Origin of the sequence: Dyella jiangningensis, from assembly GCF_003264855.1 — a bacterium.
GTDB classification, from domain to species: Bacteria; Pseudomonadota; Gammaproteobacteria; order Xanthomonadales; family Rhodanobacteraceae; genus Dyella; species Dyella jiangningensis_C.
The window spans coordinates 314,077-335,798 of the sequence record NZ_NFZS01000001.1 but is presented as its reverse complement, the minus strand read 5'-3'; the positions used below and the strand labels follow the sequence as shown (position 1 = coordinate 335,798).

Sequence of the window (21,722 nt, the reverse complement as noted above, 5' to 3'; positions counted from 1 at the left end):
GGCGCACGCCCCTAGCCCTTGCCGGCGAAGAAGCGGCGCAGCATCGTGGGAAGCCAGCCGCCCTCGGCGGTGTCGCCGGTGAGCTTGAGGATGTTGCGTTTTACCGAATCCACGTAGGCCCAGTCGTCGTTGCGGATATGCTGGAAGAGCCAGCCGATCAGCATCATGCGCAGTTCCTCCGCAATATCCTCGCCGGCACGGAAGCGACCACGGTAGGCCTCGATGCGGTCGGCGTACACTTGGTGCACGCGTTTGTGCGCATCGACGAACGCGTAGCCGGCGTCCTCCATCAGCGCTTCCTCGAAGGTGAAGTGCGACAGCGTGTAGTCCAGCAGCTCCTCTAGCACCTCGGCGATCGTCGCCTGGTCGCCGGTCCTCTGCGCCTCGCATACCGCGTTGGCCATCGCGACCATGCGCCGGTGCTGGTTGTCGATGACCTCGATGCCGGTGTCGAGGTCGTCCTGCCATTCGATCTTCGTCATTCCCCTACCCCCTGTTTCCCTTTGGCTTACAGAGGTTGCCGATAGTTTCGTGGATCGCTTTGATGTGTGTCAGTCAAAGCGTGCCTGCGTCGCCAAGCCTCGGCAGGAGCCTGTCCGTCGCGGCGCGATCAATGGGCGGCACCGAAGAACCGGCGCAGCGAACGAGCCAGCCAGCCGGTACCCTGCTCTTCCGTGCCGACGGCGTGCAGGTGGCGCCGCACCGAATCGACGATGGCCTTGTCGTCGTTGCGGATATGGTTGAACAACCAGTGCGACAGCGTGTGCAGCAGCTCGTTGCCAATGTCTTCACCGGCGCGGAAGCGCAGCCGGTACTCCGACACGCGCTTGACGAACACTTCGTGCACGCGCTTGTGCGCACGGGTGAATTCGTAGCCGGCGTCCTCCATCAACGACTCTTCGAAGGTGAAGTGGGATAGCGTGTAGTCCACCAACTCGTCGAGGATGTCGCTGATGTCCCGGCGATCGCGGTGCTCCATGGCATCGTGGAGATGGTTGATCATCTCCACGATGCGCCGGTGCTGGTTGTCGATGACCTTGATGCCGGTGTTGAGATCGTCTTGCCAGATCATGCGGGGCATATCGCACCCTCCCTTGCGCAGTAGTCCGGCTATTGGCCGTGTTTTTTCCTGCACCGGACTTGATGTCGATCAATGACGAGGGGCGTTTTTGACGCAAAGCGACACTAAACCGCAAAGCATGCCGGCCACGCCGGAGCATGGCCGGCAGCTGCTCACTTGCTGCTATCGGGTGCGTTGATGTGGAGGAAGGGCAACGCGCCGCCGCTGTAGGTAGGCAGGCGCCCATCCCATTTCTCGATGGCCGACATCTGCACCACGTTGGGGTTCTGGCGCAGCGCCTCGCCCTTCAACGCAATGGCCTTCGCCTCGGCCGCCGCGATGGTGATGCGTGCCTGCGCCTGGCCTTGCGCCTCGGCCTCCACCTTCTGCGCCTCGGCCTGGGCCTGTGCCACTTCGTTCTGGCGTTGCTCCGCCATCTGCGTGGCCTGGATCTTCGCGTTGATCGACTGCACCACGTTCTCGGGCAGGCGCAGCTCGCCGATCCAGTAGATCTTCTCCACCACGATGCCTACCGAGCCGACTTCCTCGCGCACGTCGCGCTGCACGGCTTCGATGAGGTTGGCCTTGCCCTTGCCGTACACCGATTCGATGTCCAGGCTTGCCGCCTCCTTCACCAGGGCGTCGCGCACCATGTTGCGCAGGTACACGTCGGTGATCTCGTCGATGCCCTTGCGGTACTTCTGGAAGATCAGCGTCACCCTGCTCGGATCGATGTGATAGGTGATGCCCACGTCCGCATTCACGGTGAGGCCCTGCGACGTCTGGAAGCTGATGGATTCGTCCACCGGGCGACCTTCGGCGGCAGAGCGCGTGAACGTGTAGGTCTGGGTGAAGGTGGGGAAGGTATACATCTCGTAACCCCAGCCCACCCAGTAACGCCCTGGCGGAAGCTCCTGCAGCGAACCCTTGTCGTCGCCGTACATCTGGAACTTCACGCCGACATTGCCCGCCGGCACCTTGGAGCAGGCCGCCAGCAGCAAGACCGAAAGCGAGAGAAACAACGTCAGTACGCGTTTCATGACAGATCATTCCTTGTGGGTGAAACCGCGGCGCAGGAGCACGGCGCCCCAGGCCACGAGCAACGCCAGAAACACCAGGCCCAGCAGCACGGCAGTGGTGCTGGCGGCCGAGATGAGTTCCGGACCGATAAAACCGACGTACAGCAGCAGGCAGACGACGAACGGCCACGGCCGATGCGCCAGCCAGTCGACAAGCGTCTTCATGGTTTTCCCGTAGGTGATGGATCAGCGGCGAGTGCCGGTTTGGACGTCCATGCAGTCATCGTCGACGCGGCGATGCACGCCGGCTTTGGATCCGCGGTGGAGTCGTCTTGGGTGCGCTAACCCGCCAAATGAAGCGATGGCCATATGAGGCGGTGCAGGTCAACGATTGAGCGTGATGGGGTCTTCATAAGCGCACTCCGATGCGCGCTGCTGGATGAGGACGGCGCGCACTCTACTCCGTTTATTGTGCAATGCAACAAGTCGAACGGCGGCGAAGGAAATGCCCAACGGCCTATTGACTACATCTGTAGGCAAGGCGTAGCGTGACTACAGATGTAGTCACCAAGGATCGTGCACATGGGCAAGGCAACCATCGGCGACCAGGAGCTGGCGCTCCTGCAGTACATCGCCGAACACAGCAACGCATCGGTCGGCGAAGTCGCGACCGGCTACGGCGAGCCCCGTGGCCTGGCGCGCTCCACCGTGCTCACCATGATGGAACGCCTGCGCAGCAAGGCATATCTGCGCCGCCGCCAGGTGCAGGGCGTGTATCGCTACAGCCCTGCCACCGGCCCGGGCGAAGTGATGCGCAGCGCCGTGGGCCAGTTCGTGGAGAAAACCCTCAGCGGTTCGGTGTCGCCCTTCGTGGCGTGGATGTCCGAACGTGGCCAGGTCAGCGATTCGGAACTGGCCGAACTGGAAGCCCTGGTGGTCCAGCTGCAGACGCGGCGCAAGGAGACCTGACATGACTTCGCTCTCGCTATGGATGGATGCGCTGCCCGGCCGCCTCGGCTGGACGTCGCTGCAAGCGGTGTTGCTGATCGGCGCCATCGCGCTCATCTGCCGCCTGGCGCCCCGGCTCAGCGCTTCCACGCGCTCGCTGCTCTGGTGGCTGGTGGGTACGCAGGTACTGCTGGGATTGATGCTGCCTACGCCGGTGTCGCTGCCCCTGCTGGCGCCGGCCAAACCGGCCATGGCGCAGGTGATCGTCACCGCACCCGCCACGCCGACCTTCGTGGCGCCGAGCGAACACCGCATCGGGAATTTCGGCGGCGCCTCCAACGCGTCGTCGCCGATGGTGGACGAGGGCTACGTCACCGACATGCCTCGCGCCGCCACGACGAAGAGCCCGCTGCCATGGCGGAACATCCTGCTCGCGCTGTGGCTGGCCGGCGTACTGGTGCATCTCCTGATGGCCGTGCGCCAGTGGCGCGAGGCCCAGGCGGTGTTGCGCAGCTCGCGCGTGCTGGACGATCCGACGCTGCAGGACGCCTGCCGTTCACAGGCCCGCACCATGGGCTTGCGCCGCTGCCCGGAGCTGCGTGTTTCCGATGACATCCGTTCGCCGCAGGTGAGCGGCTGGTGGCGGCCGGTGGTGTTGCTGCCGGCAGAGCATGCGCTGACCGCGGAGGAATCGAAACTGGCCCTGGCGCACGAGCTCGCCCATCTGCGTCGCGGCGACCTATGGCTGGGCTGGGTGCCGGCCGTTGCGCAACGCGTGTTTTTCTTCCATCCGGTCGTGGCCTGGGCGATGCGCGAATATGCGTTGAACCGCGAAGTCGCCTGCGATGCGCAGGTGATGCAACAGCACGATGCAGCACCACAGGATTACGGCCGCCTGCTGCTGCGTCTGGGCGTGGCGCATCCGCTGCATGCCGGCCTTGCCGGTGCATCGCCCACCTTCCTCAATCTCAAGCGCCGCCTGACCATGCTGCAGTCCGTATCGCAGGGCGCCACCTCGCGTGTGCGCAGCGCCTTGCTGATCCTGATCGTGGCCTGCGCTGGCGTGCTGCCCTATCGCGTGACGCAGGCAGCGGCCGAGTCGCCGACGCCATCACCCGCGCCGGCTGCGTCCGTGGCTGCGCCTGCACCGACACCGCAGCCTGCAGCGAAGGCCACCCCGGCAGTGTCGGCGACGCCGGCCGCCCGTGCCACGCCTGCCGTGGATGCCAAACCCGCTGCGAAGGCCACGCCGGCCGCCAAGGCAACGGTGGCCAGCGCGGCGAACGATTGGATTCCGGAGCCGCCCGCACCGCCGCCGGTTCCCGCCACGCCGCCGACTCCACCGGCGCCCGCAACGCCGATCACACCGATGACGCCGCCAACGCCGCCGACGCCAGCCACTCCGTTGACGCCGCCGACGCCGCCCACGCCGATGGCGCCTCGGACGCCTCCCACACCGCCGACGCCACCCAGCCTCGGGATGCGCGGCCACCATGTGGATATCGACATTGATAGCGACGCGAGGAATGGCTTCGCACTGTTCGACGACAAGGCCAGCACCATCCTCGTCGACGGCACCGACCGCGACATCGAAGCGGCGAAGCGGGAACGCAAGGGTTCCGAACCGCTGCTATGGTTCCGCCGCGGCAATCAGGCCTATGTCGTGCGCGATACCGCCACCATTGACCATGCACGGGATGCTTATGCGCCCGTGCACGAGATCGCGGCGATGGAAAGCCGCATCGCCCGCGAGCAGTCACGCATCGCCAGCATCCAGAGCCGCATGGCCAGCCGCGAAGGTGAACTTGCCGCACAGCGGGGTGAGCTGGAGGCCCGTCACGGTGCGCTTGAATCCCAGCGTGCCCAGCTGCAATCGCAACGCGCCGTACTCGAATCCAGGCCGGGCGTCACGCAGGCCGACCTGCGCGAGATGGATACGCAGATCCGCATGCTGGACAACGAGATCCGCGCGATGATTTCGCGCGCCCACACGCCATCAGAAGACCACGAATTCCAGCATCAGCAGGAAGAACTCGCGCGCCAGGAACGCGAACTGGAGCGCCAGCAACAGGCGCTGGAAGAACGCCAGCGCAGCGAGAACAGCAAGGCCGACAGCCAGATGGAAAAGCTGCTCGACGATGCGATTGCCAGGGGCGTGGCGAAGCCGACGAGTTTGCGTTGAAGGGTGGAAGACTCTCCTGGAATGGAGAGCTCGGTGGATGAGTTCTTCGTTCGACGGAAGACTGCCCTAGTGCGCGGGTGGTTTCTTTAGTCGCGGCAGGCGAGCGGCTTTACGTCTCGATGAATTGCCCGGCACGGTAATCAGCTGTTTCGCGAGTCCGCACCCTCACCCCAACCCCTCTCCCACAGGGAGAGGGGCTTTAGAGCATCAGTCTTTCGGCGGCTTCATCGTGTACTCCTTCGGCGGTGTTTCGCCGGCGAGGTAGCGCACGAAGTAGTCCCAGCGCTTGCGCATCATGTAGTTGCTGGCGGCGCCATAACCATGGCGTGCGTTGGGGATCAGCAACAGATCGAAGTCCTTGTTGGCCTTGATCAGCGCATCGACCACCAGCAGCGTCTCGTACGGCGGCACGTTGTCGTCCATGGTGCCGTGCGCCAGCAACAGATGACCCTTGAGGCCTTCCGCGTGGTTTTGGTTGGCCTGGTCGTCGTAGTTGCTCTTGCCGTCCTTGTCGGTGGTCAGCAGGCCCTGCCACTTCTCTGCCCAGTCGTCTTCGTAATTGCGGTTGTCGTGGTTGCCGCTCTCGGCGATGCCGACCTTGAACAGGTCCGCATGGCGGAACATCGCCGTCACCGTGGCGTTGCCACCACCGGAATGACCCCAGATGCCCACGCGATCCATGTCGATCCAGCCATGGCGCTTGCCCAGTTCCTTCAGACCGGCGACCTGATCCGGCAGCGTGTTGTCGCCGATGTTGCCGAAGTAGGCGTCATGGAACGCCTTGGAGCGCCACGGCGTGCCCATGCCGTCCATCGCCACCACGATGAAGCCCAGCTCGGCCAGCGCCTGGTGATCGACGCGCGCCGCCGCGAAACTGCGCGAACCGACCGAACCGGTCTGCGGACCCGGATAGATGTAGTCGACGATCGGATACTTCTTCGACGGATCGAAGTTCGTCGGCTTGAACATCAGGCCGTAGATATCCGTCTTGCCGTCGCGGCCCTTCACCGTGAACGGCTCGGGCGCCTTCCAGCCGGTGGCGAGCAGGCGCGAGATGTCGGCCTTCGCGATGTTGCCCACCACGTGGCCGTCATCGCCGCTGCGCAGCACGGTCACCGGTGCGGTGGTCGGCGTGGAGTACGCATCAACGAATAGACGTCCATCCGGCGACAGGCTGATGGTGTGATCGGCGGCCTCCGGCGCAAGCAAGGTGGCTGGACCGCCGTCCAGGCTCACCTTGTAGAACTGCTGGTAGTACGGATCGACACCGTGCTCGCGACCCACGCCACGGAACCACGCCGTGCGCGACTTCGCATCGACCTTGAGCACCTCGGTGACGTTGCCTTCGCCGGTGGTGATGGCGTGCTTGAGCTTGCCGCTGTCGAGGTCGTAGAGGTACAGGTTGCCCCAGTTGTTGCGCTCGCTGAACCACACCACCTCGTGGCTTTCCGGCAGGTACTGCCAGTTGACCTTGCCGTTGCCGCTTTCGTAATAGGTCGGCACGCTTTCGTCGAACACGGTGCGCACGTCGCCGGTGTGCACGTCGGCCACACGGAACCAGGCCTGCTTGTGGTCGCGCGAAGACGACACGAAGGCCAGCGAGCTGGCATCCGACGCCCATTGCACGTCATCCCAGCCGCCGTCGCGGCCGCAGCTGACGTCGTCGCACAGGGTGGAGCGGTGCTGGTCGGGTTCCATCTTCAGGCGCAGCGTCTTGTGGCTGCCGACGTCGACGATGACGCGTTCGATCATCGTCACGTCCTTGTCGCCCACCAGCGGGTACTTCCACTTCTCCACCTTAGGATGGCCGACATTGGTGCCCACGATCACCATGTCGCCGGTCTTGCGCTGGTCCTGCTGGAACGTGGCGATCTGCTTCGAATCGGGCGACCACACCAGGATGGCCTTGTTGGTGTGCTTCCAGCCGGCGTTGTCGGTGGCGTAGCCGTAGTTCTCCACGCCATCGAGGGTGAGCTGGGTTTCCTTGCCGGTGACGACGTCGCGCACCCACAGGTTCCAGTCGCGCACGAAGGCTTCGCTGCGCTTGTCGGGGGAAAGCACGCCCGGCTCGTGTCCGACCGCTTCGGAGTTCTCGTCGTTGCCGATGGCGCACGCGTTGCCCTTGCTGTCGCAAAGGTAGTGCTTGCCGCGGATGGCGACATCGAGATGGCCGTCGGCGGTTTCGCTGTAGCCGGTGATGCCCAGCTTGTCGGCCTTGACCGGCTTGCCGAGCGCCTTGCCCAGCGCGGCGGCGAGCCGCGCATGGTCGAACAGCGGCGTGGTCTTGCCGCTGGAGGCGTCGTAGCGCAGGTAGCGGTCGCCCTTGGCGTCGTGGTCGCGGTACCAGAAGTGAGCATTGTCCAGCCACATCACGCTGGTCACGGCGTGATCGACCAGCGGCGTGGTGTTGTAGCCCACGTAGCGCTCGGCCTTGGCGTAGTCGTCGTTGGTGAGCGTGCGGCCCTGTGCCGCCGCGCCCGTCGAAAGTGCACCCAGCACCAGCGCGCCCAGCAGGCGCGTGCCGTGTTTCATCGGAACCATGCGTTCTCCCCAGTCTGCTGCTTGTGGCGGACGCCGTCGTGGGCGCCGCGTTCAACCTTTCATCCTACTGTCGGCGGCGGGTAGGGACCCCTGCCATTGGTCCCGTGCCCATAGGGATGAAGGGCGGGGCGTGCCTCACCTGCTGCCCTTGCGGGAGCGCACCCAGCGCGCGACCGCAGGGTTGTGAATCGCGGCCATCGCGCACTGGGTGCGCTCCTACAGGGAGAAACCTCGCGCCTCGGCTGCGCCGGGATGACGACGAACAGTGAAGACCGGCGCGCACCGGGTGCGCTCCTACAAAGGGCAGCGCGCGACTCTCAGCGCAGGTGCAGCCAGTACAGGTGGATGCCGTTCTCGCGGTCTTCCTCGCGGAAGCCTTCGCGTCCTTCGACCACGATGCCCCATGCGGTGCGCATGGTCTCGCCACGCGGTTCGTCCACGCGCACGTGCTCGCCCACCGGGATGGCGAAGCGGGTCTCCAGCATCATCACCTGGTCGCGCTCCCACACAAGCACGGCGTCGCGTGCGGTGTTGGCGGCCCAGCCGAGGTGGATCTGCACGTCCTTGGGGTCGTATTGGCCGCGGTTGTCCAGCTTCCAGTTTTCCGACCGGCGCAGCAGGTCGGCCAGGCGCGGATCGTTCCAATCCACGCGATGTCCCTTGGTGTGAGGCTTGTGAGGCTTCATGCAGGTAGCTACTTCCGGTCGGGCAGGTACGGCGGTAACGCCGGCACGTCATGCCAGCGTCCGGACCGAAGCAATGCCGTTCAGGGGAACGAACGACTCGCCTTTCATGGTATCGGCCATGGGTCCGATTGCTTGAGTCTAGTCCATACGACACCCCCGGCGGGCACTATGGCGGCGTCCATCGGCCGGTGATACTCCCTGCGACCTTCCACGGAGGCTTTGCCATGCGTGCCCCGCTCGTCGCGTTCGCCCTCTGTCTCGCGCTTCCTGCCGTCCCCTGCCTCGCCGATACGCCCACCGACGCGCTGGCCAAGCCGCCCACCAATGCGCAACGCTTCACCATCATGTCCACCGCCGGCAAGCACGGCAGCTCGGCGCGCTGGGTCACCGCCGACGGCACGCACATGGGGCGCGACAGCCTGCTGTTGCGCGGCATGGTTTCCGAAGTGGACAGCAGCGCCACGCTGGGTCGCGACGGCATGCTGGAACACGTGGTGGTCCGCGGCCACACGCCCAATGGCGATGCCGGCGAGACCTTCCAGATCAAGAACGCCACCGCGAACTGGAAGAGTCCGGTGGATGCAGGCTCCGCACCGTATCGCCATGCCGCCGAGTACGTGGCCTTCGGCGGACCGATGGACCTCAACGCCAACCTCGTCGAAACGCTGCTCGCCTCGCCCGATCACACGCTGGCGCTGCTGCCCGGCGGCCAGGCGCACGCCGAACGGCTGACCACGGCCATCGTGGGCGAAGGCGCGGCGCAGAAGCAGGTGACGGCCTACGCGGTGACCGGACTCAACAATACGCCGGTACCGGTGTGGGTCGATGGCTCAGGCAAGTTCTTCGCCTTCGTCGACGGCCTGTCCTGGATGCCCGAAGGTTACGAGTCGGCGCAGGCGCAACTGGAAAAGGCGCAGACCGCCGCGCTGGCCGAACACGCCAGGGCCATCGTGCCCAGGCTGCTGAAGACACCGGCCGGTCCGGTGGCGTTCACGCATGTGCGTGCCTTCGTCGAAGGCAAGCGCTTTGTCGATGACCAGACCGTGGTGGTCGACAAGGGCGCCATCGCGCAGGTCGGCCCGGCCGCGTCGGTGAAGGTACCGAGCGACGCCCAGGTGATCGACGGCAAGGGCAAAACCCTCGTGCCGGGCCTGTGGGATTCGCACCAGCACGTGCCGGATGACGCGAGCGGCCCGATGCTGCTGTCGCTGGGCATTACCTCGGTGCGCGATCCGGGCAACGTCGACGAGCAGACCATGTCGCGCGCGCAGCGCCGCGCCAAGGGCGAACTGCTGGGACCGAAGGTCTATCCCTCGATGCTGATCGACGGCAAGGGTCCCAACACCGCCCAGGTGGCCGACGTGGCGACCTCGCAGGCCGAAGCCATCGCGCTGGTGCACAAGGCGAAGGACGAGGGCTTCGATGCGATCAAGTTCTACGGCACGTTCAACCCCGACTGGGTGAAAGCGACCGCCGCCGAAGCGCACAAGCTCGGCCTGCACGTGCACGGCCACCTGCCGGCCGGCATGCGTCCGAAGGAGGCGATCGACGACGGCTACGACGAGATCACGCACATCTATTTCGTGATGATGCAGGCCATGCCCGATACCGTGGTGAAGGTGTCCAACGGCATGGCCCGTTTCGAAGGCCCGGGCCGCTACGCCAAGGACGTGGACCTCACCAGGGAACCGATGAAGTCGCTGATCGCGACCATGGCCCAGCACAAGATCACCTCCGATCCCACGCTGGTGGTGGCCGAGAGCCTGTTCGTGCCGGAGAACGGTGATCTTTCCCCGGCGTATGCGCCGTACGTCGGCGCCTTGCCACCGTCGGTGGAGCGAGGCTTCCGCCAGGGCGGTTTCACCGTGCCCAAGGACCTCACGCGTGCCGACTACCGCGCCAGCTTCGCCAAGCTGCAGGCGCTGGTCGGCGCCATGCACAAGGCCGGCGTGCCGATCGTGGCCGGTACCGACGGCAGTGGACTGGAGCTGGTGCGCGAGCTGGAGCTGTATGTGCAGGCCGGTTTCACCAACGCCGAAGCGCTGGCCAGCGCCACCATCGACACCGCGCATCTGGTCGGTGCGGACCAGCGCACGGGCAGCATCGCCGTGGGCAAGGCCGCCGACCTCGTGCTGGTGGAAGGCAATCCGGCCGAACGCATCGGCGACCTGCGCCACACCGAGGTGGTGATGATGGACGGCAAGCTGATGGATGCCGCGGCGTTGCGTACCGAGGGTGGCATCAGCAAGCGGCCGGCGTGGTTTGAATAAGCACGCTTCCCTGTAGGAGCGCACCCAGTGCGCGACCGCGGAGACGCGTCGATACCGTTGCATGCGGTCGTCGCGTTTCCTTTGGTTGCGGCGTCTACGCTCTGTAGGCTTTTCGCGCACAGGGTGCGCTCCTACAAGAGCGGCGGCGGGCGATCCTCAAGGCAGATCGCGCAGTACGCCGGCCACCCAGTCGATGAACACCCGTAGTCGCAGCGGCAGTTGCCGTTGCGACTGGTATAGCACGGTCACCGGGAAGGCCGGCGGCGGTGTCGACGGCAGCAGTTCCACCAGCGACCCGTTGGCCAGCGCCTCGCCGATGCGGTAGCGCGGGAACTGCGCGATGCCGAGGCCCGCTTCGCAGCAGGCGAGATACGCTTCGGTGCCGCTCACCGTGACCCGCGCCGGCAGCACGAGCTCGCGCATGCGCCGGCCGACCATGAATTCCAGCGGCGTCGTGCGCCGCGTGGTGGGCGAGGCCCAGTTCACCGTGACGTGGCCGTCCTGCAGGTCGGCGAGCGTCTGTGGCAGGCCGTGGCGACGCACGTAATCCGCGCTCGCCACCGTGGCCTGCGACATGCTCGCGACGCGGCGGCCGACCATGGTGGAGTCCGGCAGGTCGCCGGCGCGCAGCACGCAATCCACGCCTTCCTGCACCATGTCGATGAAGCGGTCGCTGGTGCCGATGTCCAGCTCGATCTGCGGATAGCGCGCCAGGAAATCCGGCAGCGCCGGCACCAGCACCTGCCGCGCCAGCGAGGCCGCCAGGTCGATGCGCAGCCTGCCCTTGGGCACCACCGCCGCCTCGCGGAAATCCGCCTCCACCGCATCGAGGTCGGCCAGCAGGCGCACGCAATGGTTGTAGTAGACCTCGCCGTCGCGGGTCGGGCGCACGCGGCGCGTGGTCCGCTGCAGCAGGTGCGCGCCCACGCGCTCCTCCAGCCGCTTGATGGTGTGGGTGAGCGTGGCGCGCGGCAGGTTCAGGTCGTCGGCAGCGCGGGTGAAGCTGCCCAACTCGACGATGCGGGTGAACACGCGCATGGCTTGCAGACGGTCCATGGGAGGCCCTCCGAGGGCCGGCGGCGAATCGCCGATTGTTGATCATTTCGACAACAGAGATGGTGATTATTGAGCATTTATCTGCCAGCCGTCATGCCGAAGAATGCGTGCCTGCCTTTCTCCCGCCAAGGAATTCCCCGATGCAAATGCGACAGCTCGGCAAGCATGGCCCTTCCGTCTCCGCCCTCGGCCTCGGCTGCATGGGCATGAGCGATTTCTACGGTTCGCGCGACGACGCCGAATCGATCGCCACCATCCACCACGCGCTGGAACGCGGCATCAACCTGCTCGACACCGCCGACGTCTATGGTCCGCACACCAACGAAGTGCTGGTGGGCAAGGCCATCCGTGACCGGCGCGACCAGGCCTTTCTCGCCACCAAGTTCGGCATCATCCGCGACCCCAACGACCCGAGCCGTCGCGGTGTCAACGGCAGCCCGGACTACGTGCGCGCTTCCTGCGACGCCAGCCTGAAGCGCCTGGGCATCGACCACATCGACCTGTATTACCAGCACCGCGTCGACCCGAACGTGCCGATCGAGGAGACCGTGGGCGCGATGGCCGAGCTGGTGAAGGCGGGCAAGGTGCGTTACCTCGGCCTCTCCGAAGCATCGGCCGCCACGCTGGAGCGCGCGGTCAAGGTGCATCCCATCGCGGCGCTGCAGGTGGAGTTCTCGCTGTGGACGCGCGATCCGCAGGAAAACGGCATGCTCGATGCCTGCCGCACGCTGGGCGTGAGCCTGGTGGCGTACTCGCCGCTGGGCCGTGGCTTCCTCACCGGCGCCTTCGCCAGCCCCGACGACTTCGAGGCCGACGACTATCGCCGGCAGAGCCCGCGCTTCCAGGGCGAGAACTTCCATCGCAACCTGGAACTGGTGGAGAAGGTGAAAGCCATCGCCGCCGAGAAGGGCTGCACGCCTGCCCAGCTCGCACTGGCCTGGGTGCTGGCGCAGGATCCGAATGCGATCGGCATTCCCGGCACCAAGCGACGCGATCGTCTCGACGAGAACCTCGGCGCGCTCGACGTCACGCTCAGCCAGGACGAGCTGAAGGCGATCGATGCGGTGTTTCCGCCCGACGTCGCCGCCGGCCCGCGTTACGTCGAAAGCATGATGCGCATGGTCAACGTCTGACCCGACCCAGCCACGCGGCCTGCGGGCCGCGTGGCGTTCAGACCGGCACCATGCTCCCTACCTTGTCGCGCGCCATCACCACGTGGGTGGTGAAGCGGCGGATGTTCGCGTTGTCGAACAGCAGGCGGCGCGTGAACTGCTCGAAGTCGTCCATGTCGCGCGCAGTGACGATCAGGATGAAATCCGATTCGCCGGTGACGTAGTAGCACTGCTGCACGTTGGGGTCGGCGCGCGCCGCGCGGCGGAACGCATCGAGCATGTCCACGCGCTCGCGTTCCAGTTCCACGCCGACGATGAAGCTCATGGCCTGGCCCACCGCCGCCGGGTTCACCAGCGCCACCTCGGCGGTGATCACACCCAGCTTGCGCAGCTGTTTGATGCGCCGCTGCACGGCGGCCGCGGAAAGGCCGATCTGTGCACCGATCTCTTCGCCCGTGGCGCGCGCATCGGCCTGCACGCGTCGAAGGATCTCTCGGTCGAAATCGTCCAGCTCGTAGTCTGTCGCCATGCCGCATAGATAGGTCAAAAGACGCGGCCTGGCAACGACTTTGCCCGCCATTACGCGCTCAGGCCGCGTGACGGAACCGCAGAATGCGTGCACCTCATCACCCCGGGCACGCATGAAACTCCTCTACCAGACCCATTCCCCCTACGCCCGCAAGGTGCTGGTGATGGCTCACGAAGCCGGCCTTGCCGAGCGGCTGACCGTGGTGCATCACGAGACCAGCCCCACCTGGCGCAACGACGAGGTGTTCCGGCGCAATCCGCTGGGCAAGGTGCCGGTGCTGCTGCTCGACGATGGCACGGCGTTGTTCGATTCCAATGTCATCTGCGAATACCTCGACGCCCTGCACGACCGCCCACGCTTCATCCCCGCGCAACCGGCGGCACGCTGGCTGACCCTTCGCGCACAGGCGCTCGCGCAGGGCCTGTGCGATGCCGGCATCGCGGTGCGCCACGAAACCGTGAGGCGCCCCGAGGCACTGCGCTATCCCGCCATGCGCGACGGGCAGATCGAGAAGCTGGTGGCGTCCTACGATTTCCTGGAGCGCGAGTGGGCCGACCGCGCGAGCGATGCGCTGGTCGACCTCGGCCAGATCGCGCTTGCCACCGCGCTGAGCTGGCTGGCGTTCCGCGACCTGCCGGATTTCGAGCAGGGCCGTCCGCGCCTCGCGTCCTGGTATCGCCGCTTCAGCGAACGCCCTTCGATGCTCGCCACCCCGCTCGCCGGGCAGACGGTGGACTGATCCATCCACCCACCTTCCTTTGGAGATTTCCATGAGCTCGCTCTGGGCTGACCTGCTGTTCCTGCACGGCCACATCACCGACCTCAAGCTGCTGCGCCGGCTGAAGGAGCGGCCGCACCCGGATGCGCACCAGGCCGCGCAGGCCCGCCCGGCGCACGGCAAGCGACGGCTCCGTTGGCCGTTTCGCTTCTGCCTGGGCATCGGCGACGGCGAGGTGCGCACCCAGTGACGCGCCAGCACGTGAAGCTCGCGCGAACCCACACGAAACACGCCGATCGCTTACCTTTTGGGTAGGTGTTCACTTACATCCGATCGCGAGGCGACTGCGGCAATGTAGGCCGGTCGGCATTTCCACGAACGCCTGACACCCGGGCCGGTCGCCCCCCTAGATCCGGCTCACTGGCCCCCGCAAGGGGGCCTTTTTCTTTGCGCCTCCGGCAGCGTCGGCGGCACTCTCCCTCCGGCCCCTTGACGCGGCCTGGACTTTCCGCGGCGGATGCTCGCTCGCGTCCGTGTTTCCGCTTCCTGTTCCGGTTGCCGCCTTCGAGGTCGACGACGCGAGGCTCGTGTGCGTCAGCATCGCGCAAGCCCCGCGCTCCTCGTCGCGTTCCGGTGCTTCAGTTCAGGCGGGAATGGCCGACTTGTTCGCTATATTGTCGAACTGCTTTTGTTACCAAGGCTCCGATGGACAACCCTCGCAACGTGACGCCATCCGCTTCTTCCCGGCGCCCTTCGGGCCCGCAGGGCACGCGGTTGTTCTCGACGGATGAACTGAACCGCCTGGCCGACGAAGCCGGCGCCGCATCCACGGGAAGCGCCAGCGTGCACGAGCCCGTGCTCGAAGGGGCCAATGCAGGGTTGGAGGGCCGACGCTTTTCGCTGCGCGCGGGACGCCAGACCATCGGCCGCCGCGACGACAACGACATCGTGATCGGCGACCTCAGCGTGTCGTCGGCCCACGCCTGGATCATGAACCAGCAGGGTCACTACGTGATCATGAATACGCTGTCGACCAACGGCACCTTCGTGAACGGCAAGCGCGTGCACGAAGCCACCCTCAAGCACGGTGACCGCGTCCGCCTCGGCCAGGTGGAGTTCGTGTTCCTCACGCGTGAACCCGGCCAGCGCTCGCCGATGCGCAGCGTCGCGGTCGCGGTGGGCGTGGTGGTGGTGATCGCGGCCGTCGCCGCGCTGGCGTGGTGGCTGCTCTAGCCCATGGGCGAACCCACCATTCCCCGCACCATCGGTCGCTACCGCATCGATGGCGTTCTCGGCGAAGGCGCCATGGCGATCGTGTATGCCGGTTTCGATCCGGGCATCGACCGGCCGGTGGCGATCAAATGCCTGCATCGCAGCATCGCGGCCGACCCCGGCTCACGCCAGCGCTTCCTGCAGGAGGCCCGCGCCTCGGGCCATCTCGTCCATCCCAACATCGTCACCATCTTCGACACCGGTGAAACCGAGGATGGCCGCAAGTACATCGCGATGGAGCGCCTGTCGGGCGAGACGCTCGCCAGCCGCGTGGCCCGCGACGGCCTGCCGCCGCTGGCGGTGGCGATCGAGCTGGTATCGCAGGTGGCCGCGGCGCTCGACTACGCGCATGGGCAAGGCGTCATCCACCATGACGTGAAGCCTGAAAACATCATGCTCGCCGAGGATTGGCATTACGCCAAGCTCAGTGACTTCGGCATCGCCGAACGCCGCGCCGCGCACCTCAACCTGCAGGCGGGCGACAGGAAGACCGGCGGCACGCCGGCCTACATGGCGCCGGAGCGACTGCGCGGCGAATCCGCGGACGCGCGCGGCGACCTGTTCTCGCTGGGCGTGGTGCTCTACTGGCTGATCACCGGCAAGCTGCCCTGGCCGGACACCACCGACCTCAAGCGCCTGCTTCGCGAACGCCAGCGCCAGCCGCGCCCGACGGTCACGCCGCTGGACCCGGCGACGCCGCCGATGCTGGTCAGCATCGTGCGCACCCTGCTCGCGCCCACGCCCGAAGCGCGTTACCAGAACGGCGCGGAGGTGATCAACGACCTGCGCCTCGCACGGCGTGAGTACGAACGCACCAGCGAATCACCGCTGGCCGCGCGCATCATCTCGCTGCGGCTGCGCTGGATCGGCGCGTTGAGCGCGATCCTCTGCCTGGTGCTGCTGGTGGGGCTGGCCGCGATCTACACCAAGCAGAACTCCGCCGTGACGGGCCTGGCCACCGACTTCGGCAGCACGCTGGGGCGCATGGTGGCCAGCGAGTCGGCCGAGAACCTGCTGCTCAACGACGATGCAGCCACCCGCGCCCTGGTGGCGGACATGTCGCGCAACGGGCAGATCCACTACCTCGCCATCGCCAATCGCCAAGGCAGCGTGGTCGCCAGCACGCAGGCATCCGACGTCGGCCGTGCGCTGCCCGCCATCGCCGGCGCACGCCAGCAGACGCTCGATGACGGCGTGGAGCGCTTCCTGGGCCGCGTCGCCGAAGACAACCGCGGCAACGAAATGCTCTTGTTCGACGTACCCATCCGCTACCAGGACAAGTCGGTCGGCCAACTGCGCCTGGGCGTAAGCAATGCACCGCTGCTGGCCGCGCAGCGCACGACGTTCTGGGTCATCGCGGCGGTGCTCGCGATCACGCTGATGGCGCTGGTGGGTGCCGCGTACTGGCTGTTCCGCCAGCCGCTCGCCCTGCTCGGCATGCTGGGCGACGCGATGATGCGCGTGGCGCGCGCCGACTACGGCTACCGCATCCGCCTCGTGCGTCGCGATGAACTCGGGCGGCTGTTCGCCGCGTTCAACCTGATGAACAGCGCCCTGCAGTCGCGCCAGCCGGCCGAAGCGCCGATGCCGACGCGCCCCACGGCCGAGGATGCGGCCCAGCCCACGCTGGTGATGTCGCCGCCCGCGGCCAACGACGACGCCCGCTGAGCGTCATCCCGTGGGCCCAGGGCAACACCCTAGATCTGCTTGAGCCGCTGCTGCAGTTCGATGGCGCGCGCGCGATAGACCGCGGCGCGCTCGTAACCCGGATCGATCGCCAGCACGTGATCCCATAGCGCGATGGCCTGGTCCAGCTTCTGGTCGCGATAAAGCACCACCGCGCGCTCGTGGTAGGACGCCAGCAACTGGTCGCGCAGCGCCTGGTTGCCGGCGGGCTTCAGGTGAGGGTCCAGCGTCAGCGCTTCGTCGAGCCGCGCCAGCGCCTGGTCCTTCTGCCCCTGCTTGAGCAGGGCCGAGCTCTCCACCTGGAGACGTTGCGCCTTCGCCGAAGGCGAATCGGGTGATGGTGCCGTTTCCGCCGGCACCGGCGCGGCAACGGCAGCCGTGGTGGGGCCGGGCGTGCTCCGACTACCGGTGGCGGTCTTGGCGGTGGCTTCGGCAGGCAGGTTCACCCGCACGCCCGCCAGCGGCAGCCGCACCGGATCGCCGGCATGCAGCACCGACGGGTTGGTCGAACCGTTGTAGCGCGCAAGTATCAGGAACAGGTTGGAATCGCCCAGGTGGCGCGCCGCCAGCGTGCTGTAGGAGTCGCCGGCCTGCGCCACGTACGCGCGCGATCGGGTACCGAGCGCCACCTTCGGATCGGTGGTCAGCTGCCGCAGCGTGGTCTGCGCGGTGCGATCGCTGGGATATTTCGCCAGGTATTGGCGCAGGCGTTGTTCGCCCTCGGCATAACGTCCCTTCATCAGGTAGCTGCCGATGATGGTGTTGAGCGGCAATGGCTCGACGGCTTCCGGCGCGCTCGCCGACGCCGACGAGGCCGTGCCCGAACCATGGAAGGTCGTGTCGACCTTGGATTTGAGCGCGCCCATCTGGGCACAACCCGCTGTGCCCAGCGTCACCATCAGCAAGGCCAGCTGCAGGGTTCGCCCGCAGGATGCGCGCGTAGCATGAAACGATCGGATCAAGAGGATGCCTCGTTGTACGTGTTAACCGCCTGCCGCTTGCCGGCCGCGCCGCGGCGCAGGACCGAGCGCAGCCGCTCGCGATAGCGTCGCAGCCAGCTTTCGCGCGCGGGGCAGGCAAAAATCAGCGCGACATTATCGCCGTCCTGGCCGCCGCGTTCGACGGCCAGCGCGAGCGCTTCCCGCAACGCCGCATCCTGGTCGCGGCGCCGGGAAAGTCGGCCCAGCTCTTCGGTGGAAAGCTGCTCCCACACGCCGTCGCTGCACAGCACGAAACGTTGTCCGGCGCGAAGCACTGCGCATCCGTGCTCGACCACCGGCGTTTCGTCACCTCCCAGCCCGCGCAGCAAGGTGTGCTGGTCGGGGTGCGTGGCAAGCTCGCCCTCGGTGATCTCGCCGCGCAGCAGGCGCAGCTGGGCCACGCTGTGGTCCTCGGTCCGTCCGAGCAGGCGCGCGCCCTGGAAGCGGTAAAGACGGCTATCGCCCACGTGCGCCCACGACACGCGTTCGCCCTGCACCAGCACGGCGACCACGGTGGAATGCGGCTCCCCGGCGTGCAGGCCGACACGACGGCGATGCAACTCGGCATGCGCCTCCTGGCACAGCGATTCCAGGAACAGCGGCCCCGGCTGCTCGCGCCACATGCCTTCGTTCCACAGGCGCCGTGCCGCATCGACCACGCCGGCCGACGCCAGCTCGCCGGCGCCATCGCCGCCCATGCCGTCGGCCAGCACGAGCAGGAAGGCATCCTGGTGGCCATCGTGAAGACACAGCACTTCGTCCTGTTGCGACTCGCGACCGCCACGCGCGCGTCCGGCGACGACCCGTGGTATCGCCTGAAAGTCGACAGCCTGTTCCATCGCCCTCCCCCTTTCGCCCCCAGTCCCGCACCTTAGGGGACCTGGGCCGATGATAATTTGCGCCCGGTCCCGATGCGCGGGTCGCGCTGAATGCGCGTTCGCCTGGCGACGTGGGCATCCGGATGGCCAGATGGAAAAAGTGATCCGGCATGCGATCCGTTTTGCCGCGCCGATTCGTCCTTGGCATGAACCCTCCACCAAGGAACCCGACCATGGCTTCTCCGTCCGTCACCCTCATCAACGTCCTCAAGCTCGAATCCGGTCGTCCGGACGACCTCATCGAGCTGCTGAAGCACAACATCGAAAACGTGGTCAGCCATCTGCAAGGGTGGAAGGGCACGCGGCTGGTGGCGTCCGCGGACGGCAACAGCGTGATCATCCATTCCGAATGGGAAAGCCTGGAAGCGGTCGAGGCGATGCGCGGCGATCCGCGCATGCAGGCCTACTTTCCGCGGATAAGCGCATGGGCGAGGATCGAATCCTTCGCCGGCGCGGAAGTATTCGCGCAAACCCCGCAACGCCGCCATCATGCCACCGGCGAAGCGGCATGATCGCTCGTACGGGTCGCGGCGCCGCGACCCGGTCGCTGCCAACCCCATGAGGCTGGATGCATGAACGAGGAACACTTCGACGCTCACCTGCGCGAGCTCAGGCCGAGGCTCCACCGTTATTGCGCGCGCATGCTTGGCTCGACCGTCGACGGCGAGGACGCCGTGCAGGATGCCTTGCTCAAGGCCTTGCGCGTGCGCGGCGAAGGCATGGTCGTGGACGATGTCGAAGCCTGGCTGCTGCGCATCGCGCACAACACCTGCCTCGACGTCCTTCGCCGCCGCTCCCGTCATCCGGTCGTGCCGATCACGGAAGACGTCGAAGATCCATCGACGGTCGAGCCATGCGTCGTCGACGTGAGCTTCCACGTGTTCCTCCAACTGCCCGAGCTCCAGCGCTGCGCGGTGATCCTCAAGGATGTCCTTGGGCATTCCATCGAAGAAGTCGCCTCGATCGCGGACTGCACGTTTCCCGCCGCCAAATCGGCGCTTCAACGCGGACGCGCGGCGCTGCGGCAACGGGCGCAGAAGCCCGACGAAACACGCGTGCCGCTCATGACGGATGCGGATCGCCAGAAAGTGCGCAGCTATGTACGGCTGTTCCAGGCGGGCGACTTCGATGCCATCCGAGCCATGCTCGCCGACGACGTCAGGCTGGACCTGGTCAACCGACTCAAGCTCGACGGCCGCGACAGCGTCGATCGCTACTTCACCCGCTATGCCGAGGAAACGAAGTGGCGATACGCCTTCGGAGCAATCGAAGGCCGCCCGGCGGTGCTGGTGTTCGATCGTGGCAGCCCGGCGCAAAAACCCGCCCATTTCGTGCTGATCGACTGGCGGGACGACCAGGTCTCGGCCATCCGCGATTTTCTGTTCACGCCCTATGCGATGGAGGCCGTCGACTGGGTGCTGCTCGGCTGACAGGTGTCGGAGGCGGCGTATTGCCGCCTTCTGGACGTCCAACCGCAAGCGATATCCATGCCACGGCTGTTTCAGGGTGCACGGATACGCCCCGGGTACGTCATGCACCGCCGCCGGTTTGGATGTATGGTGGATGGACCGCCCGCGAATTACATAGGCATTCGCATGAACGACACACCCAAGCCGTTGTCGGCCGCGACCATCCATTCGGTTTACGCAGGCAAGACGATTTCCTCGGTGGTCGATCCCTCCAAGGACTTCCGATCGACCAACCGCTTTGCGCGCGATCCGGCCCATTCGGGCCAGGCGCCGCAGCAACCCCGAAACGAAAAGACCCCGTTTCGTCGCGGCTAGGGAGTCCCGATTCCCGCAGAGTCAGCCGACCGGTTCGCCTTTGGGAAATCGAAGCGGCATTTCCCGGTGGACGCGTCCATGTGTCGGCGATGCCGGTGTTCCCAGCGAGACATTCAGGTCATCGCCGCGGTCGAGACGCCCGACTGACGCAACGCCTTGTGCACGGCGGTCAGGACGTCGTTCTGCAGGCGTGGCGAGGTTCCCGTCGCCGCGGATCCGTGCACTGACAACACGACGCCATTGTTCGAAAAGCCGACGACGTCGACGGACGGCCGGGCGTCCTTAGGCAGATCGGTGCGTGCGTCCAGCACCGCCCGGATCTGCGCTGTGACCTGCTCCAGATCTGCGCCGAACGGAACGGCGAAGCGCCAATCGAAGGGATGCGTACCGCTGAGGCTGGAGTTGTAGATCGGATTGCCGCCCACGCTGCCATTGGGAATGACGACCTCGCGGTTGTCAGTCGTCCGCAAGTGCGTGTGCATGAGGTTGACCGATTCGACCGTACCGTCGATGCCGTTGAGGGTGACCGTATCGCCCACGCGGAACGGACGGAAGATCACCAGGATCACGCCCCACGCGATGTGCGACAACGACGAGTTGAGCGCGAGTCCGATCGCTAGGCCCGCCGCGCCCACGGCAGCCAGCAGCGACGTCGATGGAACGCCGATCACTTCCAACGCTTCGATGGCGACCAGGATCAGCGCCGCGGTGAACGTGATGTTGCGCAGGAAGCCGGCGAGTATGGGGTCGGCATGGCCGCGTTGCAGCGCGCGCGCCGACATCCGTCCCAACCATCGTGCGATGAACCAGCCGATGAGCGCCACCATCAATGCGGCGGCCAAGCGTATGGCCCAGGTCGTGAGCGTAGCGGGCGCCAGGCCCGTCATTCTCCAGAACTCATGCATGGCATTCGATTGCGCGACGAACCTGACGCCAGTAGTAACCGCACGCCCGTCAAGACTCACTCATTCCGCTGTTGGAGTTTTGTCACGGCGCACGCG

The 21,722-nt window shown here is 66.3% G+C and carries 22 protein-coding genes; 11 read left to right on the top strand and 11 right to left on the bottom strand.

Translation table 11 applies throughout. The features are described from left to right. Window positions 1-11 precede the first annotated feature (11 nt). The 4 genes from CA260_RS01425 to CA260_RS01410 form a co-directional block, all read right to left on the bottom strand. Window positions 12-482, bottom strand: a complete 471-nt coding sequence (locus CA260_RS01425) for a bacteriohemerythrin (RefSeq protein ID WP_111980687.1) — start codon at window positions 480-482, stop codon at window positions 12-14. A 128-nt stretch (window positions 483-610) separates the two neighbouring features. Further along, entirely contained in the window at window positions 611-1,081 is a 471-nt protein-coding gene (locus tag CA260_RS01420; RefSeq protein ID WP_111980686.1) for a bacteriohemerythrin, read from the bottom strand. A gap of 152 nt (window positions 1,082-1,233) precedes the next feature. Continuing rightward, window positions 1,234-2,100, bottom strand: coding sequence for a prohibitin family protein (locus CA260_RS01415; RefSeq protein ID WP_111980685.1), 867 nt, complete (start codon window positions 2,098-2,100; stop codon window positions 1,234-1,236). Between the two features lie 6 nt (window positions 2,101-2,106). Further along, window positions 2,107-2,304 (bottom strand): hypothetical protein, encoded by a 198-nt coding sequence (locus tag CA260_RS01410; RefSeq protein WP_111980684.1) that lies wholly within the window; start codon window positions 2,302-2,304, stop codon window positions 2,107-2,109. A 357-nt stretch (window positions 2,305-2,661) separates the two neighbouring features. Between CA260_RS01410 and CA260_RS01405 the strand changes: the two genes are divergently transcribed. Together CA260_RS01405 and CA260_RS21430 are read left to right on the top strand one after the other, a co-directional pair. Beyond that, on the top strand, window positions 2,662-3,048 hold the full coding sequence (locus CA260_RS01405) for a BlaI/MecI/CopY family transcriptional regulator (protein ID WP_038623068.1): 387 nt from the start codon (window positions 2,662-2,664) through the stop codon (window positions 3,046-3,048). Window position 3,049: 1 nt separating this feature from the next. Further along, window positions 3,050-5,209, top strand: coding sequence for a M56 family metallopeptidase (locus tag CA260_RS21430; protein WP_111980683.1), 2,160 nt, complete (start codon window positions 3,050-3,052; stop codon window positions 5,207-5,209). A gap of 207 nt (window positions 5,210-5,416) precedes the next feature. On the opposite strand, the gene CA260_RS01395 is transcribed toward CA260_RS21430, so the two are convergent. Continuing rightward, on the bottom strand, window positions 5,417-7,750 hold the full coding sequence (locus CA260_RS01395; RefSeq protein ID WP_111980682.1) for a S9 family peptidase: 2,334 nt from the start codon (window positions 7,748-7,750) through the stop codon (window positions 5,417-5,419). 317 nt (window positions 7,751-8,067) lie between these two features. Then, on the bottom strand, window positions 8,068-8,436 hold the full coding sequence (locus tag CA260_RS01390) for a hypothetical protein (RefSeq protein ID WP_111980681.1): 369 nt from the start codon (window positions 8,434-8,436) through the stop codon (window positions 8,068-8,070). Window positions 8,437-8,660: 224 nt separating this feature from the next. Here CA260_RS01390 and CA260_RS01385 point away from each other — a divergent pair, with 224 nt between their 5' ends. Beyond that, a complete protein-coding gene (locus tag CA260_RS01385) occupies window positions 8,661-10,706 on the top strand; it encodes an amidohydrolase family protein (RefSeq protein WP_172461691.1) in 2,046 nt (681 codons plus the stop codon). A 156-nt stretch (window positions 10,707-10,862) separates the two neighbouring features. Here the strand turns inward: CA260_RS01385 and CA260_RS01380 are convergent, their stop codons facing one another. Beyond that, entirely contained in the window at window positions 10,863-11,762 is a 900-nt protein-coding gene (locus tag CA260_RS01380; protein ID WP_111980679.1) for a LysR family transcriptional regulator, read from the bottom strand. A gap of 140 nt (window positions 11,763-11,902) precedes the next feature. On the opposite strand from CA260_RS01380, the gene CA260_RS01375 reads away from it, so the two are divergent. Next, the gene (locus CA260_RS01375) at window positions 11,903-12,895 is read left to right on the top strand and encodes an aldo/keto reductase (RefSeq protein ID WP_111980678.1); all 993 of its coding nucleotides are present in this window, start codon (window positions 11,903-11,905) and stop codon (window positions 12,893-12,895) included. Window positions 12,896-12,932: 37 nt separating this feature from the next. Here the strand turns inward: CA260_RS01375 and CA260_RS01370 are convergent, their stop codons facing one another. Next, the gene (locus CA260_RS01370; RefSeq protein ID WP_111980677.1) at window positions 12,933-13,403 is read right to left on the bottom strand and encodes an Lrp/AsnC family transcriptional regulator; all 471 of its coding nucleotides are present in this window, start codon (window positions 13,401-13,403) and stop codon (window positions 12,933-12,935) included. A 112-nt stretch (window positions 13,404-13,515) separates the two neighbouring features. Between CA260_RS01370 and CA260_RS01365 the strand changes: the two genes are divergently transcribed. The 4 genes from CA260_RS01365 to CA260_RS01350 all read left to right on the top strand — a co-directional run bounded on the left by CA260_RS01365 (window position 13,516) and on the right by CA260_RS01350 (window position 17,061). Then, entirely contained in the window at window positions 13,516-14,142 is a 627-nt protein-coding gene (locus CA260_RS01365; RefSeq protein WP_111980676.1) for a glutathione S-transferase family protein, read from the top strand. A 31-nt stretch (window positions 14,143-14,173) separates the two neighbouring features. Then, complete coding sequence (locus CA260_RS01360) at window positions 14,174-14,371, top strand: hypothetical protein (RefSeq protein ID WP_111980675.1); 198 nt, start codon at window positions 14,174-14,176, stop codon at window positions 14,369-14,371. 455 nt (window positions 14,372-14,826) lie between these two features. After that, window positions 14,827-15,354, top strand: coding sequence for an FHA domain-containing protein (locus CA260_RS01355; RefSeq protein WP_111980674.1), 528 nt, complete (start codon window positions 14,827-14,829; stop codon window positions 15,352-15,354). Window positions 15,355-15,357: 3 nt separating this feature from the next. After that, entirely contained in the window at window positions 15,358-17,061 is a 1,704-nt protein-coding gene (locus CA260_RS01350; protein ID WP_111980673.1) for a serine/threonine-protein kinase, read from the top strand. A gap of 29 nt (window positions 17,062-17,090) precedes the next feature. Here the strand turns inward: CA260_RS01350 and CA260_RS01345 are convergent, their stop codons facing one another. Both CA260_RS01345 and CA260_RS01340 read right to left on the bottom strand, forming a co-directional pair. Continuing rightward, the gene (locus CA260_RS01345; RefSeq protein WP_238149584.1) at window positions 17,091-18,041 is read right to left on the bottom strand and encodes a tetratricopeptide repeat protein; all 951 of its coding nucleotides are present in this window, start codon (window positions 18,039-18,041) and stop codon (window positions 17,091-17,093) included. Then, window positions 18,038-18,898 carry a PP2C family protein-serine/threonine phosphatase gene (locus CA260_RS01340; protein ID WP_111980672.1) on the bottom strand — a complete coding sequence of 287 codons (861 nt, stop codon included), beginning with the start codon at window positions 18,896-18,898 and terminating at the stop codon, window positions 18,038-18,040. The genes CA260_RS01345 and CA260_RS01340 overlap by 4 nt, the downstream gene beginning before the upstream one ends. Window positions 18,899-19,110: 212 nt before the next feature. Here CA260_RS01340 and CA260_RS01335 point away from each other — a divergent pair, with 212 nt between their 5' ends. The 3 genes from CA260_RS01335 (at window position 19,111) to CA260_RS01325 (ending at window position 20,721) form a co-directional block, all read left to right on the top strand. Beyond that, on the top strand, window positions 19,111-19,449 hold the full coding sequence (locus CA260_RS01335; RefSeq protein WP_172461690.1) for a putative quinol monooxygenase: 339 nt from the start codon (window positions 19,111-19,113) through the stop codon (window positions 19,447-19,449). Window positions 19,450-19,509: 60 nt separating this feature from the next. Then, window positions 19,510-20,367: a sigma-70 family RNA polymerase sigma factor gene (locus tag CA260_RS01330; RefSeq protein WP_111980670.1), complete on the top strand. Its 858-nt coding sequence runs from the start codon at window positions 19,510-19,512 to the stop codon at window positions 20,365-20,367. 165 nt (window positions 20,368-20,532) lie between these two features. Then, the gene (locus CA260_RS01325; RefSeq protein WP_146745266.1) at window positions 20,533-20,721 is read left to right on the top strand and encodes a hypothetical protein; all 189 of its coding nucleotides are present in this window, start codon (window positions 20,533-20,535) and stop codon (window positions 20,719-20,721) included. Between the two features lie 113 nt (window positions 20,722-20,834). Here CA260_RS01325 and CA260_RS01320 read toward each other — a convergent pair whose 3' ends face one another. Continuing rightward, complete coding sequence (locus CA260_RS01320) at window positions 20,835-21,626, bottom strand: mechanosensitive ion channel family protein (RefSeq protein ID WP_111980668.1); 792 nt, start codon at window positions 21,624-21,626, stop codon at window positions 20,835-20,837. Window positions 21,627-21,722 lie beyond the last annotated feature (96 nt).

Excerpts from the sequence above, each read along its gene's own strand:
- CA260_RS01380 (WP_111980679.1), bottom strand. The coding sequence starts at position 11,762 with ATGGACCGTCTGCAAGCCATGCGCGTGTTCACCCGCATCGTCGAGTTG.
- CA260_RS01415 (WP_111980685.1), bottom strand. The coding sequence starts at position 2,100 with ATGAAACGCGTACTGACGTTGTTTCTCTCGCTTTCGGTCTTGCTGCTG.
- CA260_RS01425 (WP_111980687.1), bottom strand. The coding sequence starts at position 482 with ATGACGAAGATCGAATGGCAGGACGACCTCGACACCGGCATCGAGGTC.
- CA260_RS01340 (WP_111980672.1), bottom strand. The coding sequence starts at position 18,898 with ATGGAACAGGCTGTCGACTTTCAGGCGATACCACGGGTCGTCGCCGGA.
- CA260_RS01410 (WP_111980684.1), bottom strand. The coding sequence starts at position 2,304 with ATGAAGACGCTTGTCGACTGGCTGGCGCATCGGCCGTGGCCGTTCGTC.
- CA260_RS01320 (WP_111980668.1), bottom strand. The coding sequence starts at position 21,626 with ATGCATGAGTTCTGGAGAATGACGGGCCTGGCGCCCGCTACGCTCACG.
- CA260_RS01375 (WP_111980678.1), top strand. The coding sequence starts at position 11,903 with ATGCAAATGCGACAGCTCGGCAAGCATGGCCCTTCCGTCTCCGCCCTC.
- CA260_RS01325 (WP_146745266.1), top strand. The coding sequence starts at position 20,533 with ATGAACGACACACCCAAGCCGTTGTCGGCCGCGACCATCCATTCGGTT.
- CA260_RS01365 (WP_111980676.1), top strand. The coding sequence starts at position 13,516 with ATGAAACTCCTCTACCAGACCCATTCCCCCTACGCCCGCAAGGTGCTG.
- CA260_RS01395 (WP_111980682.1), bottom strand. The coding sequence starts at position 7,750 with ATGGTTCCGATGAAACACGGCACGCGCCTGCTGGGCGCGCTGGTGCTG.
- CA260_RS01370 (WP_111980677.1), bottom strand. The coding sequence starts at position 13,403 with ATGGCGACAGACTACGAGCTGGACGATTTCGACCGAGAGATCCTTCGA.
- CA260_RS01355 (WP_111980674.1), top strand. The coding sequence starts at position 14,827 with ATGGACAACCCTCGCAACGTGACGCCATCCGCTTCTTCCCGGCGCCCT.
- CA260_RS21430 (WP_111980683.1), top strand. The coding sequence starts at position 3,050 with ATGACTTCGCTCTCGCTATGGATGGATGCGCTGCCCGGCCGCCTCGGC.
- CA260_RS01385 (WP_172461691.1), top strand. The coding sequence starts at position 8,661 with ATGCGTGCCCCGCTCGTCGCGTTCGCCCTCTGTCTCGCGCTTCCTGCC.
- CA260_RS01390 (WP_111980681.1), bottom strand. The coding sequence starts at position 8,436 with ATGAAGCCTCACAAGCCTCACACCAAGGGACATCGCGTGGATTGGAAC.
- CA260_RS01330 (WP_111980670.1), top strand. The coding sequence starts at position 19,510 with ATGAACGAGGAACACTTCGACGCTCACCTGCGCGAGCTCAGGCCGAGG.
- CA260_RS01335 (WP_172461690.1), top strand. The coding sequence starts at position 19,111 with ATGGCTTCTCCGTCCGTCACCCTCATCAACGTCCTCAAGCTCGAATCC.
- CA260_RS01350 (WP_111980673.1), top strand. The coding sequence starts at position 15,358 with ATGGGCGAACCCACCATTCCCCGCACCATCGGTCGCTACCGCATCGAT.
- CA260_RS01405 (WP_038623068.1), top strand. The coding sequence starts at position 2,662 with ATGGGCAAGGCAACCATCGGCGACCAGGAGCTGGCGCTCCTGCAGTAC.
- CA260_RS01420 (WP_111980686.1), bottom strand. The coding sequence starts at position 1,081 with ATGCCCCGCATGATCTGGCAAGACGATCTCAACACCGGCATCAAGGTC.
- CA260_RS01360 (WP_111980675.1), top strand. The coding sequence starts at position 14,174 with ATGAGCTCGCTCTGGGCTGACCTGCTGTTCCTGCACGGCCACATCACC.